The following is a 14,485-nucleotide window of genomic DNA, read 5'->3' on the forward strand; positions in this document are numbered from 1 at the left end:
GAATTTATTCGCGGGTGTATTTGTCAGCCGATTCCTCCGCCGCCTTCTTGGCCAGCGCCTCGCGGATGGCCCGGGCCCGCAGCTCGGCAGCCCGGGCGGCGGCGATGACGCGGGCCCGCTCCGTGGCGCTCAGGCTGGTGAGGCGGTCCTGAGCCTGGGCGGACGATTCGCCCTCGGGGCGGAAGTCCAGCCGCGCCAGGGTGATGCGGGTGATTTCCTCGCTCCGGTCCGGGTCGGTGAGGAAGGCACCCGCCACCGTCTGCTCCGCCAGCTCGCGGGCCGTGCCTTCCAGCAGCGGCAGGAGTGTGGCGGCATTGAACCGGTGTTTGATGAACCACTCGTCCGCTGCCAGCCACGTGAGCAGGAGGGTGACGGCCAGCCGGTTGCGATCCCGGGAGGCATCCTTGCCGGTGAAGGCTGCCATCTCGGAGGGCGTAGGGGCGGCACCGTGCAGCCGCAGCAGATCTGCCACCACGGAGTCCACATGCACCCGTCCCTTGGAGCCGATCTTCGGTTCATCCAGAAACTCAGCCGGCGTCTCCGCGAGCCGGTGCAGCAGGGTTTCGAGCGGGGGGCCTTCGTGGGTCATGGAGCTAAGGCAATTATGAATTATGAATTATGAATTATGAATGCGGAATGCGGGGCGGGAGGGATCAAGGCTGAACTCATCACCCATAACTCCTAACGTCTACCTCGACAGTCGTGAACTTCGCACAAACTTGGGTGCTGTGACAGTCTTCACACGCGGCGGCACGCCGGCCGTTGCGAAGCCGACGAAACCGGTCCGGCAGGGACAACAGATCACGTGCGGTCCGCAGTTCTGAGATGGGCACGCCATAGGCCTCCGGCGTGTAGCTGCACAGCGCGATGCGGCCAGCTTCATCCACAAAGAGAAAGCGCTGTCCCGGGTGACAGTCTGCCACGGGCAGATGGCGGCCCTGGGCGGTCATGGCCAGGCGTTGCAGATAGGCAGCCCCGCCCAGCAGGCGCACCCCTTGATCGGCCAGCCGCTGTTGCCAGCCAAGCCAGCGGGCGGTCAACCAGTCCACCTGGGTCGGGAGGAGCCGGTGGTCCGGGTAATACTCCGGCCGGTCCAGCCCGCCGAGCTGGTTGCACGTGATTTCCTCGATGCCCCAGTCCGCGAGACTCTGGCAGAGCGCGGGGAAGGCAGTCACCGTCTCCCGGAAGAGCACCACATTCGCCCGCAGCAGGGGGCCGTGGCCCGTGAGGTGTTTCTGTCGTGCCAGGGCCTGCACGCCGGTGCGCAGGCGGTCATGCAGCCCGGCTTGTCCACGCAGGGCATCGTGAATGGCGGCAGGGCCGTCCACGCTCACGGTCAACTCGGTGTAGTATTCCTGGAGGTGCGCCTGCACCTCGGCGCGATGCAGCGTGGTGCCGTTCGTCGTCGTGCTGAGGCGGAGGTTCAGATCATCCCGGCAGTGGCGGGTGAGCGCCTCCAGCGGCTTCCACAGCAGCGGTTCCCCACCCAGCCAGCTCAGCAGCACCGGGCGACCCGTGGTTTGGGACCAGTCGGCCAGCACGGCGGCAAAACGGCGGATCTCGGCCGGATCCGCCACACCCCGGGGGCGCTCCAGCCGGGCGTCATAGGCGCAGAAAGGGCACCGCAGATTGCAGCGCTCCGTCACACGCCACACCACCACCAGTGGATCCTGGGAATCTGACGCCAGGGAGTTCACAGTTGGATGGGAGGGCGGGGGGCACCGTTGCCGGCGGGTCCGCTGATGGAGGTTCGAGGTCGCACAGGACGGGCGTTCTGCTGGCCCCGGCCGTAGTGCTGCCGGCTGAAGGCCCGGGCAAAGGCCACCAGATCCTCCCAGGTGGCCACCCGGTGCACGTTCCAGCCTTGTTCATCGCGGGCTTTCTTGATGGCGGCGAACGAGGCATAGGTCGATGCATGCTGCTCCCAGTTCTGGGCCAGGTTCAGCACCATGGTGCCGCCGCCGCGCGCCTTCTCCAGGGCCATGGCGCTCACGTCCCAGCCAGAGTTGCCCTTCTCATCCTGTTGGAAGAGCGTGTCCACCCCGTCGTCAGAGATGATGAGGATGTGCGCGGGCCGGGCATCCGGTGGGCGCGGGCCAAAGGTATCGCGGAGCTGGTGGATGGGGAACGCCGTGCCTCCGCCGAAGTAGCCGGTGAGCACGCGCAGGATGGACACCTCATCCCGCACAAAACCCGGGGTCGTGGTGTATTGCTGCTTCCAGCTCCACAGGGTGGCCTGTACGCGTGCGCCGGTGCGCAGGGCGGAGAGGCAGATGATCGCACCCGCCAGGGCAGGGTAGGAGATGAGCCTCTGCGGATTGGCCATGGAGCCGGAGCTATCCACATAGATGTCCAGATCCAGCGGTTCCTTGCGGGGCTCCACGCCCTCGCTCTCACCCCAGATGCGCTGCACCGTGGTCACACCGGGGATGACCTTGGGGCTGATCAGCACACTCTGCATCCAGTCCAATGCATCCATGGGATCGCCCAGCGCCCAGGGCTCCAGCCCCTCCGGCAGGGGATCAGAGCTGCGGGGCAGTTCCCGTGTGGGGAAGGGGATGAGATGGGGCAGGGCCTGTTCGCGGTAATAACGCACCGCGGCATCGTGATCGCTGATGGGCACTCCGGCTGCGCGCAGGAGCTCGCCGTATTCAAACGGCTGTCGTGCCTGTCCCCGCGCCTGCTGATTGGCGGGTACCATGGAGGGCAGAATGTCTGCTGCGACTTCGGTGTCCGCGTCGGCTCCCGTGGACTCGCCGTTCAGTTCCGGATCCAGCGCGGGATGGATCGCCCCCTCCTTCTCGCCCGGTTCCATTTCCGTGAGACCGGTGATCTCGCCACCCACGGCTGCGCCCTTGGTGTCGAAGAACTTCTCCAGCAGCTCCTGGGACTTCTTGTCCTCCAGCAGATGCGGCAGGAGCAGCGCGGCAAAACGTCCGCTGCCCTGGAGCCAGTCGCGGGAGTACACGCGGATGAGCCGCGCCCCCAGCCAGGCATCGCCGTCTGTGCGGTCATCCACGCTGCCTGCCAGCGAACCGCGCTCCAGCCGCCACAGTATTTCATAGATCCGCATGTAGAGCTTCCACACCGCGCCATCGGCGGAGCCCTCCTGTTGTTTGCGGATGCGGCGGTACACCTCATCCATGCGCAGGCCCGCGCTGCGTTGCAGGCGGTCGTTGATGAGGAGGTCCGTGTACAGATTCGCCACCATGGGGGCCATGGCCTCCAGCGTGGGCAGGCCCCAGCGCATGCGGGAGAGCATGCGGCCGTGGTCGGTCAGGTTGGCCGGGGCCAGCACGTGGTGGCCGATCTCGTGGGCCAGGATCTCGACCCCCAGCTCCGCCACATCGGAGGCCATTACCTCCGCCAGGCTCACCACCACCGCCTGGTCCGCGAGACGGATCATCGCAAAACTCCCGGCCAGACCCTCGCGGCGCTCCTCTTCCGGTGTCAGGCAGAGCCGGGGTGGGCTCAACCGGGTGAAGCGGCTCCACGCCTCCAGCGCGGCGGGCCATTGCTCCACCCACCGGAGACGCAGCGCCTCCAGTTGTTGGGGATCGAACCGATGCGGTTTGCGTTTCATGGTTCGTCGCCCTCTTCCCCTCCGTGGCCCGGCACGGCGTAGAGCAGCACCGCATGGGTCAGCGCCCCAGTGATGGCCACGGTGTGGTCCAGCCGGGCCACGCTGGTCACGGGGCCGATGTCCTCAGGTACCTCCACGCCGGCAGGCACCTGCGGGATCTGCGGACGGGCGGCGGCCAGCTCCTCCAGCGTGGCGCGGTGGAAGGTCGCACCAAAGGCGTCTGCCGTGAGCAACCAGCCGTCATTGCCGCTGCGCACATAGAGCTGGTCCTGCGCCACCACCAGACGGGGAGGTTCAGGAAACAGCCCGCCAAAACCGCGGAAGGCCCCCGTGCGCCGCATCAGCCTCGGGGCGCTCGGATCACTCCGGCCGGAGTGGTTCCGACCGTTGTTTCCCAGTCCCCGGGTCCAGCGCTCGTCTTGCAGGCGCTGACGGATCTCTGGCCAGGTAGCGGTATCCGGCGCGGGGGATTCCGCAAAGTGGGAAGCCGGATCTCCGTTGACCTTCCCCGGCACGGTCAGCGCCGCCAGCGCCAGCGCGGGAGGCAGCGTGTCCGCCACCGCCAGGGCACTCTCCCGGTAGTGGGCCAGCCCGCAACGCCAGGCCGCCACCTGTCCGGCTTTGAGAAAGCTTCCTGCGCTGTCCGACAGTGGGGCCACGTGGGTGAGCAGGGCCAGCCAGTCCCGTGGCCGGGCCCCGGGCACGCTGCCCAGTTGGTGGGCTGCATTGCTCAGGGCGCCGATCACCTCACGCGGTGCCGCCGTCACGTGCTGCTCCGCTACGGGCAAGACCTCGTCCCAGAGTTGCTGAATCCACGGGTGCCGGGCCTGTGCCCCCACCAGCCGTTGGGCCACCAGCTCCAGCCCCACTTCATACGCCGCCTGCGCCACCGGTCCCGCAGCCTCAGGGTTCGTGGAATGCACCGTCGCCACCAGCGGATCCACCGTGGCCTGCAGGAAGTTGGAGAACGCCTCCGCCTCCAGCGCCGGGAACTGTTTCTTCGCCAGCGCGTACTGGGCGTTGAACTCCTCGCGACCGGACTTGAGGATGGCGGTGAAGACTGCGGAGATCATGGGGGAAAGAGGTCCATTCTGTTTAACCACAGAGACACAGAGAGCACAGAGGAGGGGAAGATTCTGGATTCAACGACTCGCCCGCATCCCGGTTCACTGAATCACTGAGCTACTGAATTACTGGCTTACCGAATTACTGAATTACCGGCTCTTCAGCCATCGCAGGTAGTTCGTGTACCGCTGGTGCAGGTACTTCAGCTTCAGCATGTCGTCGTAGAGATGGCCGTACAGCTTGTTGCCCCGGGCCCAGTCGGTGATGAGTCGCTCGATCCTCACGAGGCGGGAGGCCACTTCGGATTCGGCCACGCCGTCCAGCCCCAGGCGGAACTCGCTGGCCAGTTGGGCCACGGGATCGTCGCGATCCAGGTTCAGGCGGTCGTACTCCGCACAGCTCAGGTCGAAGACCCGGCGCAGCCAGCCCACGCGGTCGGAGCGGAAGGCGGTGTTGCCCGGGCTTTCGAAGAACGGCGCGTCCACGTCCTGCACGAGCTTGTCGAACAGCACGAACGGCAGGATCTGCCGCAGGTCCTCCAGCTCCACCTCGGGGTTGCCGCGGAAGTAGGCGATCGCCTTCGCGTAGTGGATGATGGTCATGAGCGCCCGGACGGAGAGACCGTTGCGGGTCTGGCAGCCCAGGTCCTTGATCTTGTCGCGCCCCGTGTCGCGGGCGGTGAGCGTGGCCCATTCCACCCCCGCCAGGCGGGCGGTGTCCTTCGTTTTGTACTCGAACTGCTCGCCTGCCACCTCGCAAAACTCAAACTGACTGGTGAAGAACTCCAGCCGCCGCCGCACCTGGACAGGCAGCGCCACCGTGCGGATCTCATCCTGCAGGCGGTCGATCTCGGTCTCGGTGAAGATGATCTGCTTGGGCACCACTTCCTCGGGGCGGATCCTTTCCTCGATCCGTGTCACCAGATCGGAGAGGAAACGGGGGTTGAAGGCCAGCGCCTGCACCACCACGTCGATACGGTCGCGCAACGCCTCGATGACCTGGTACGTGCCGCCGCCCTGGTCGTCATTTGCCGTCAGGAACCACGCCGCTTCCGGGCACTCATGGATGTGGTCCATGATCTCCGCGTAGTTGTCACCCATCACCGTCAGCAGGGCGCTCTGGGTGCGGGTGGGGATGCGGTTGTATTCGTCGATGATCTTCACCCGCATGTCCAGCCAGCCGCGCCAGGCGATGCGGATGTCCTTGATGTCCTGCGCGTTCACCAGGTCCGCTGGCAGGGGATTGCCCAGCAGGTCGGCGATGGTCATCTGTGGGTGACCATGCAGCATGGCCCGCCGCACCTCCCGCACCGGGTAGCCACCCAGCACGCCCATGAGCAGGGCGCTCGCTGTCTTGCCGCGGCCCGGCCCGCCGATGAAAAGGCACTTGCGCCGCGTGGCGAAGGTCAGCAGCGGCAGCAGCACAAAGCTGGAGTAGCTCTGCGAGGAAGGGAGGGTCAGCCGGCTCTTGGAGTCGCCCAGCACAAAGGAGCGGGGCGGCTCCGTGTTGTACTCCACATCATAGTGCGGGCTGATGATCGCCGTGTTGACGATCCAGAAGTACGCCTGCCGCAGCTTTTCATCCAGCGGCAGCCCTCCGCCCGTGCCGGTCGCGGCGGTGTCGGACACCGGCCCCCGGTAGAGATCAGCCACATCAAACTGCCGGCTGACCGGGGCGGTGTGGGGGTTCGTGGGAGCCTGGGACAGGCGCTGAAAGAGATCTCGCAAGGCCATGGGGAGTCAGTTGTCGAGGGGGGCTTGGCGTGAAATGCCGCGTCGTGGGGGCGCGGCAGGCACGGCAGAATTCAACACGGAACGGCGGGCGGAGGCAAATGGGAAGCGTTGCTTCTCCTATATCGCCAACGGGGCAGGAGCGCCCCTCCGCCGAACCTCAGACCACGTGAGGGCGCCCCGGGCAAGGTAGAAGAGCCGTCCCGGCTCTTGGGAGCGCTGGGTGAGGCGGGGGCAAAACCGAGACGGTTCTTCTACACTGGCTGCATACGAGCGCGTCAACCAAGCTTCCCTCCCTCAGACCTCAACCGCACCTCACTGGCGGCTCACCGTGTACCCGGCCGGAGCCTTGAACACGTCTGCGGGTATTTCCTCGATCTTCACGGACTTGATCGTGACGATGCCCAGGTACTTCGGGCCCACGGTACTGGTTTTCAGGATCAGCCCGTCCAGTTCCTTCGTCGTCTCGGGTGCACCACTGGCCGGCTTGATCGTGGCCATCTCGGCCTTGATCTTGTCATAGTCGGGATACGACTTGGCCACCCAGAACGTGGATTTCATCTCGCCCATCTCCATGCTCACGACGTTGCATTCGTAGCCGTTCACCTTCTCGGTCATCCCGAGCACCTTGTACTTGGGCGTGGGCAGGTGGGGGATCTTCGGGGCTGCATCGCCTTTCGGCTGGCTGATCACCGACACCATCTTGGCCGGGTGGATGATGGTCATCACCTCTCCTGCCTTCGTGTCCGCAATCGTGGAAAGCTCCTCACTGATATCCGTCCGGATCATCCCGTTCTGAATCCGCATGGTCGTCTGGCTCGGCGCCTCCGAGCCCTCCATGGTCTGTTCCATGATCAATCCGGCGTGGGTGGCGGCAGGAGTCAGCAGGGCGGCGGTGCTCAGGGCGAGGCCGAAGAGAGGGGAAAGGAATTTGTGAGTGTGGATCATGCTGAGTGCATTTGGGTTTGGTGGAGATTGTGACGGAAAACCTGAGCTGATATTGCTTGCGAAAATGATGCAATCGACAAAAAGTTTGCACGTCAAGAGCAGGATGAGGTAGCGTGTGCAGGTCTTCCAGCCGTTGTGATGAAAAAACTACTCTTCAGTTTGCTGCTGATTCATCTGACAGTCCTTCCCTCCAACGCCCGGCTGGGGGAAACCAAGGCCGAATGCGAGAAGCGCTACGGAACGCCGACCGAATCCGGCCGCGAAGATGGCAGGTTCTCTTATTTGAAAAACGGGGTGACGATCGTCGCGAGGTTCCGAGAGGACAAGTGTGTCTCCATCACCTATCGCAACTCGGCGAGACCTTCAGCTGGATCGGCCACGCCATTCACCAACATCGAAATTGGCATACTGAGAGCTGCCAATGAAGGCGGGCAAGTTTGGGAGCTTGTGCCTCCCGGTGCGCCGGAATCTGTCTGGGAAACGACGACCCCTCCCGAAAAAGTCGCACGTCTGAGCTCCAACCACTCCGTACTCAACTTTACCACCAAGGCAGAGGAGCTGCGGTTAAAAACAGAGAAGGCCGAAAAAGAGAAGGAGCGCCTGAAGGATTTTTGACGGGCGAGGAACTGGCGCACCTACAAGCCGGATCGTACGGCTGTCCGCAGTGTCGGTGATGTATTGCCAACATCAGTGCTCCCGGGGAACTCATACCGCGCCCGAGCGCCATCTTCCCACAGGCAATCAAGTTTGCGTTCGGCAGTGAACTTTGCCTGCAGCAGTTGAGCAACGTTGAGGTCGTCCAGCTTTGCTTCTTCCGTCAGAGGCCAGCCTCGGGTTGAAGGCGATGGCGCGAAGCGCCAGTACTCGGACTGTCCGCTTGGACTGACCACCACGAACTCTGCGGAATTGTCCTTGAGGCTGCCGGTGAGGAAGCGCCAGGGGCCTTGAGCGAGGGCGTCATCTTTACCGGTCAGAGCCAGGGCGCCGTTTCTGCCGGGATGCAGGATCAGTCTGGCCATGGTGCCCCCGTTCTTCGGGGCACGGACAACGCGGACCTCGGTGGTGCCGAGGGGAAGGAAGTCGATGTAGGAGTGGGCGTTGATGCCTGACTTCGTTAACAACTCAATGGGTAAGGGGACCGCGCCCCAGTTCTGAACTTGTAGGGGAATCAGTTCACCATCGCAGGTGATCAACGGCAGCTCAGCACCTCCCGGTGACAGGTGATCCAATACCTCGAACCTTCGTGGTGGTCGCCCTCCGCGCATGTAGAGAAAGCTCTGTATGCCTGTGAACTGGGTTCCCGAGCTTTCCAACGCGGAGCCGATGGGCGTGAAGGCGGTTTGCTGCCAGATATCCTGAGTTTTTGTAAAGCCCTGGTAGTAGGTGAGTCCCGCTGCGCTGCCCCGCCAAATGGCGATCTGGTGATCCGTCGCAAATCCTGCGGAAAGGGTGAGATGGCGATCTCTCAGTTCAGCACCAGAGGTGCGTTGGAGCATTTCAGGGCGGCCACCATTAGGAAGCCAGACCAGCGACTTGTCGAACTCTCCAGGTTGAGCGGGGTGTTTGATGAGGTAAAGCAAGCCATTGTTCAGCCGACGTTTCGCGCAGACCTCTGTCTCATAGCCAGGAGGGGCCAGCGCGGGTTTTACTGCATCCAATGGAAGGGCCAGATGAGTCACATCGATCACCGGGCCGCCCGGCTCCCGGGTGGCTTTCAGGGTGAGGGGCCGCTCCTCGCTCGCCGTCACCAACAACGGGGGCTGGGAAGAGGAGTAAGTCAGTTCCAGCTCCCGGGCCGACTTCAAAGTGATCTTCCGGTCTTTGGCATGCGTGACCTGATGCAGCAGGGCTGATTCGATGGCGAAGCCGGTTGGGCTGGAGGAGCCGGGCTGCCACGCAATGAGTTGGTGGTACGAGAAACCCTCTTCCAACAGGACGAGCACTTGGTCGCCCACTCGGTTCGCCGTGATGAGGCGGGTGGGAGGATGGTAAAGCTCATAAGGCAACGCATTCCAAAGCCGGACTGGTTTGCCCTGAGGGGGATGATAGGTGAGTTGCTCGCGGAAGCTCCCGTAGTAGTCCTGTGAACTCAGAACTACCTTTCCGCCGCCGGGGAGGGGCATTTCGGTGGAGCGGTCCGTGGATGGTGCGGAAGTCGAGGCGGTCGGCGAGGATGGCTCCGCCGCAGCGGCGACGGGAAGAGAGAGACTGGCCAGGACGCAGGCACAGCCAACCAGGGAGAGGAGGGTTTTAGGGGGCATGGCGTGGAGAAAAAGCATGCCAGTGCCGAGGCGGGAATGCCAGCGCGAAATGCAGTGGGGCGGGAGGAGCGGTGATGAAGGGTGAATGCGACGGTTTGTAGAACTCGCTTTGGAGTTCCCAGCTTCATGACAAGCGTACCCAGGGTGGCGACTGCTACGCGGTCTGACCCCGGGCTATTTTTTATGACGCCCTTGGCGTCGGGACTGGGAGACTCACGAGGTCGCTGGTGCATGCACGGTGCATCCGCTCCGGCGAAGTAAAGTAGTCACAGGCTTCAGCCTGTTCAGTCGCGAGGTCCACGTCGCACAAAGGCAGGCTGAAGCCCACCACTACTTTCCACGTCGCAGCCTGCGATATCGTAGGGAGCTTTAGCTCGTCAGTTGCGCACGCTAGGCTGGAGACTCCAGACGAGAAGACGCGAGACACAAGGCCCACCTGACTCACAACGGCGCACCCGTCAGTAAAAAGGAGCGAGGGACATTCTTGTCCCGGTTCCGGCCAAACGTCCCATGATGTTTTCTCCTCCCTCAGCCCCCAAACTTCCCAGCAGTATCTGTAGGGCGACCGCCCCGGTTGTGCCTCAGTCAGGGGCCGCTCGCGGCATGCGGGCGCTTGCCCTACAGCGTCGATAGTTGAGATGCCGGAGACGACGTCGCTGGCATCTGCTCCGGGATGCAATCCTGAATCTGAACTTCCGGAGGTATCAGTCGCTACGCTCCTTCAACCGTCCGGCTAATGGCTATGATGCCTCCGGCATCGGGCAATCCGGGCTGGGACACCATCAGATCGTCAAAGTCGACAAGCCAACTTCCCGATGAGTGCACTGGTTGATGGGGACGCGCAGGGAAGCATCTCGCCAATCGCTCCTTGCGCCAACCCTGCCGCACGGCGGCCGAGGTTCGTGATTCCTCTGAGAAAATCTCGAGCGATCACGTTTCATCCTTGCTCATCCGGTCATTGCACGGGTGTGGACATCGATCTGCCTTTGTCATGTCATGAACGCCTGCACCCGCTTCCTCCAACACCGCCTGTTCCCGTTGGCCCAGGTATTCGCCATCGCGGCGGTCGCGCTCCTGCCGCTCTCATCCGCCCACGCCTGGGGTGAGCCGCATCTGGCCATCACGAAAGCCGCCACGGAGGCTCTCCCTGACTGGCAGAAAGAATTGCTGGGCCCCGAGATGGAAAAGCTGGCGAGCAAGTACTGCCTGATCCCTGATGAGGTGTACACGGACAAGGAGAACGCGAAATACGCAGCGATGCCGGAGGCCCGACCGGGAGAGGTGTACCTGCTCAACCTGCACCTGCCGGATGCCTCCCAGGCGGTGAACCTGGACACGTTGCGTTATTTCATGGGCCGGGCAGTGGCGGCGCTCAAGGCGGGGCAGACGACCGATGCGGCCAAGTATCTGGGCACGATCTGCCACCAGGTGGAGGACTACGGCAGCCCTTCGCACACGGTTCCGGGTGATAACATGTTCACCCTGCTCACCCAGTTCCTGCCGCCTCCCGATGACATGAAGGGCCTGCCCATGCATGGCCCCATCGAAAATGGTACCCTGGACGTGAAGATCCCCGGCTATAAACCGCAACTGCTAGGCCTGAGCGTGGAGGAGGCTTCCTGGCGTCTTCTGCACCGCATGCATGAAGGCATCCTCAATGCCCGGCAGACCACCATCCCCATCCTGCAGGCGCTCTATGCGAAAGACACTGAGACCGTGAAGACCTGGCAGATGAAGGCGGCGGTGGTGGATGCTCAGGTCACGGCGGATGCGCTCTACACCGTGCTCTGTCTGGGACAGGAGCGCGGCGATCCCGCGGAGCTGACTGCGCTGCGCGATGTGGATATCGCGGGCTTCTTTCCCATCGAGGCGGTGAATCTCTATTACCCTCAATCGCAGTTTGCCGGCTCACCGAACTGGGGCTGCGCCCGCAGCGGTTTCCTCATGGAAAAAGGGACACGTCCCGTTCCGCTGAAGCTCATTGCACCCGGCCCCACAGGCGATGGCACAACCACGGAGACCCGCGAACTCGCCCGCGGCATCAGCGTGGTGATGGGCAAGACGCTGACCTTCCCTCTGCCCAAGAACGTCTATGGCCGCTTCACCGTGCTGGCCGGGTTGCACCCTGAACTGGGAGCCAAGGGGCGGGTTGAGTTCACCGTACTGGGCGATGGCAAACCGCTCACCAGCGTCACCGTCAACGGCACCGATCCCGCCCAGCTCATGACTTGCGACCTCACCGGCGTCTCCTCCCTGCAACTCCTCGCGAAGGGGCGGGGAGTTGACCCCAAGGCGAACTACGCCATCTGGGGAGAACCGAGGGTCGGTAAAAGGTAAGTGGTAAGCGGTGAATGGTAAGTGGTAAGCAACTAGCCAGGGCGGATACGTTGGCCTGACGCACTGACGCACTGGCCTACCGACGCACTGGTTTACTGAGTCACCGATTTCTGTGTTTGTTCGAGGTTCCGGACGCGCTCCATGAGCGCGGGGAGCTGGCGGCTGGCGACGATGCGGCGGCGTTCATCCATGACGGGGGCGGCGGGGAAGCCCATGTAGGCTCCTGAACCGGCGGGGATGTCCTTGGTCACCACGGTGCGGGCGGCGAGCGTGCACTGGGAGCCGATGCTGACGTGACCGGCGACGCCGCACTGTGCGGCGATGATGACGTAGTCGCCCATCCGGCTGCTGCCAGCGATGCCGCAGCCAGCGACGATGACGCAATGCTTGCCCACCACCACGTTGTGAGCGATCTGCACCTGGTTGTCGATCTTGGTGCCTTCTCCGATCCAGGTGCGGCCAAAGCGGGCGCGGTCCACAGTGGAACTGGCACCGACCTCCACGTCATTGTCGAGCTGGACGATGCCGGACTGGCGCACCTTCCGGTGGCGCCCATCCTTGAACACATAACCAAAGCCGTCGGCACCGATCACGGAACTGGAGTGAAGGACGACGCGGTCACCCAGCTGGCTGCCCTCGTGGACGGTGGAGTTGGCGTACAGGCGGCAGTCTGCACCCAGGGAGGCACCCCGGCCAATGAAACAGCCGGCTCCGACTTCGGAACCATCACCGATGTGCACTCCGTCTTCGATCACCGCATGGGGGCCGATCTTCACCTTGTCCAAGTTCGTGTTCACGCAGTTGCCGACGATGGCAGAGGCATGAACCCCGGGAGTGAAGGTTGCAGGCTGGAGGCCGAAACGCTCCGTAACGGTCTCAAAAGCGACTGAGGGATTCTGAACGCCCAGACAAACCACGTTTGCAGGAAACGCGGTCCAGTCCATCGGAATGAGCACGGCGGTCGCCTGGGTCTGGTCCAGCAGGCGGCGGTAGCGCATGTCGCTGAAGAAGCTCAAGTCACCTGGAACCGCCTCCTTGAGCGAGGCGAAACCTGAAATGCGCGTACTGCTACAACCGGACAACAGCTGTGCCGGAAGAAGAGCCATGAGTTCCGACACGGGGATGTTCATCGCCCCCTGTCGCATAGTCACCGGTATTAGATAGGGAATTGACAGCAAAAGTGTATCACGGGTTCAGCTTGGGGATTGAGAAACGGGTTGCGGATTCCGGCACAGGGCGGATGGAGCAGGAAGCCATACCAGGGTGAAGATCCGGCTTTTCCGTCCTGCCTGTCTGATGAAACGCTTCCTCTGCCCCTGCGGCAACACCCTGTTCTTCGACAGCACCTCGTGTCTGGCCTGTCGTCGCCCGGTGGCCTGTGATCCGGTGCGGAAGGCCTTTGTGGTGCTGGAATCCGCCGGTCCGGCGGCCGCACGACTCTGTGCCAATGGACTCCAATATGGGGTGTGCAACTGGCTGGCCATGCCCGGGCAGCAGGCGGGCTTGTGCCTTTCCTGCCAGATGGACCGCGTGATCCCCAATCTGGGTGACCGCCGCAACGTGATGCTGTGGGGCAAGGTGGAGGCTGCCAAGCGACGGTTGATCTTTGAGCTGATCGGCCTCGGCATTCCCATGACGCCAGGCGGACGCAATCTCTTTGACGGGCTGACCTTTCGCATCGTCAGCACCCGGCTGGACTCCGGCGTCACAATGGGGCATCTGAACGGATTGATCACGGTGAACCTGGAGGAGGCGGATGACACCTATCGCCAGATCAACCGCCAGACTCTGGGCGAAGAGAGCCGCACTCTCCTGGGTCATTTCCGTCACGAGAGCGGTCACTTCGTGTGGCAGCAGTGGTTTGATGCCTTGTCCTGGAATCATGCGCACCGGCTGGCTTTCAGGGAGTGCTTTGGGGATGAGCGTCAGGATTACAGCTGGGCCTTGTATCATCACTATGCAGTGGGGAGCGCGCGTTCACCGGACAACTTCATCAGTGCCTATGCCTCCTGCCACCCCTGGGAAGACTGGGCGGAAACTTGGGCTCACTATCTGCAGATGATGGACGGCCTGCAGACCTTTCATAGTCTGGGGCTGGACCTGTCCCAGCTCACGCTGGCCTGCGATCAGTTCGAGCCTACAACGGTGGCGCTGCCCGGGGTGCTCGGCATCCGCAAGCTGGACGATGCAGGATTCCTCGTGAACCTCTCCGCGTGGTTGCAGGTTGCGGCCGTGCTCAATGAGCTGTCTGCCAGCGCGGGACAGCCGATGCTCTATCCCTTTGTGATTGACGGGGGCGTGGCCCGGAAGCTCCGGCTCATTCACTATTTCGTACAAACCTGCCGCCAGGGGGCGCGACGGTGAAGGAAGACAGGCCCTGTTAAAGATGATGACACTGAGCTGTTTCTGACTCCACGGGCATTTTAGTCAAAACTAATGCTATCTTTCGTCTGGAAGAGGACGATGCTGCGACAGCTAGAACAGCTGTCCAATCAAAGGCATGGTAGGTCACCCTGATGAACGTTGTGTTCGTGAGTGATTTGAAACCCGGAAAACTCGGG

Annotated in this window: 11 protein-coding genes; 3 read left to right on the forward strand and 8 right to left on the reverse strand. The window is 63.1% G+C overall.

What is annotated here, in order from left to right:
* Window positions 1-4 precede the first annotated feature (4 nt).
* The 6 genes from BV106_RS06225 to BV106_RS06250 form a co-directional block, all read right to left on the reverse strand.
* Window positions 5-589 (reverse strand): hypothetical protein, encoded by a 585-nt coding sequence (locus BV106_RS06225; protein ID WP_038162122.1) that lies wholly within the window; start codon window positions 587-589, stop codon window positions 5-7.
* A gap of 79 nt (window positions 590-668) precedes the next feature.
* The gene (locus tag BV106_RS06230) at window positions 669-1,697 is read right to left on the reverse strand and encodes a radical SAM protein (RefSeq protein ID WP_038162125.1); all 1,029 of its coding nucleotides are present in this window, start codon (window positions 1,695-1,697) and stop codon (window positions 669-671) included.
* Window positions 1,694-3,583, reverse strand: coding sequence for a hypothetical protein (locus tag BV106_RS06235; protein WP_038162129.1), 1,890 nt, complete (start codon window positions 3,581-3,583; stop codon window positions 1,694-1,696). The genes BV106_RS06230 and BV106_RS06235 overlap by 4 nt, the downstream gene beginning before the upstream one ends.
* Window positions 3,580-4,656 carry a hypothetical protein gene (locus BV106_RS06240; protein ID WP_038162132.1) on the reverse strand — a complete coding sequence of 359 codons (1,077 nt, stop codon included), beginning with the start codon at window positions 4,654-4,656 and terminating at the stop codon, window positions 3,580-3,582. Before BV106_RS06240 ends, BV106_RS06235 begins: the two co-directional genes overlap by 4 nt.
* 141 nt (window positions 4,657-4,797) lie before the next feature.
* Window positions 4,798-6,381 carry an AAA family ATPase gene (locus tag BV106_RS06245; RefSeq protein ID WP_038162135.1) on the reverse strand — a complete coding sequence of 528 codons (1,584 nt, stop codon included), beginning with the start codon at window positions 6,379-6,381 and terminating at the stop codon, window positions 4,798-4,800.
* Between the two features lie 312 nt (window positions 6,382-6,693).
* On the reverse strand, window positions 6,694-7,326 hold the full coding sequence (locus BV106_RS06250) for a DUF4412 domain-containing protein (protein WP_038162138.1): 633 nt from the start codon (window positions 7,324-7,326) through the stop codon (window positions 6,694-6,696).
* A gap of 138 nt (window positions 7,327-7,464) precedes the next feature.
* Between BV106_RS06250 and BV106_RS06255 the strand changes: the two genes are divergently transcribed.
* Window positions 7,465-7,941 carry a hypothetical protein gene (locus BV106_RS06255; RefSeq protein WP_038162141.1) on the forward strand — a complete coding sequence of 159 codons (477 nt, stop codon included), beginning with the start codon at window positions 7,465-7,467 and terminating at the stop codon, window positions 7,939-7,941.
* Window positions 7,942-7,961: 20 nt separating this feature from the next.
* Here BV106_RS06255 and BV106_RS06260 read toward each other — a convergent pair whose 3' ends face one another.
* Window positions 7,962-9,587, reverse strand: a complete 1,626-nt coding sequence (locus BV106_RS06260; protein ID WP_265595385.1) for a hypothetical protein — start codon at window positions 9,585-9,587, stop codon at window positions 7,962-7,964.
* 996 nt (window positions 9,588-10,583) lie between these two features.
* Between BV106_RS06260 and BV106_RS06265 the strand changes: the two genes are divergently transcribed.
* Window positions 10,584-11,924, forward strand: coding sequence for an NPCBM/NEW2 domain-containing protein (locus BV106_RS06265; protein ID WP_038162146.1), 1,341 nt, complete (start codon window positions 10,584-10,586; stop codon window positions 11,922-11,924).
* Window positions 11,925-12,016: 92 nt separating this feature from the next.
* On the opposite strand, the gene lpxD is transcribed toward BV106_RS06265, so the two are convergent.
* The gene (gene lpxD / locus BV106_RS06270) at window positions 12,017-13,069 is read right to left on the reverse strand and encodes a UDP-3-O-(3-hydroxymyristoyl)glucosamine N-acyltransferase (RefSeq protein ID WP_081891551.1); all 1,053 of its coding nucleotides are present in this window, start codon (window positions 13,067-13,069) and stop codon (window positions 12,017-12,019) included.
* Between the two features lie 151 nt (window positions 13,070-13,220).
* Here lpxD and BV106_RS06275 point away from each other — a divergent pair, with 151 nt between their 5' ends.
* The gene (locus BV106_RS06275) at window positions 13,221-14,288 is read left to right on the forward strand and encodes a putative zinc-binding metallopeptidase (protein WP_038162153.1); all 1,068 of its coding nucleotides are present in this window, start codon (window positions 13,221-13,223) and stop codon (window positions 14,286-14,288) included.
* The last annotated feature ends 197 nt before the right edge of the window (window positions 14,289-14,485 follow it).

The sequence above is a fragment of the Verrucomicrobium sp. BvORR106 genome, assembly GCF_000739655.1.
GTDB lineage: Bacteria > Verrucomicrobiota > Verrucomicrobiia > Verrucomicrobiales > Verrucomicrobiaceae > Verrucomicrobium.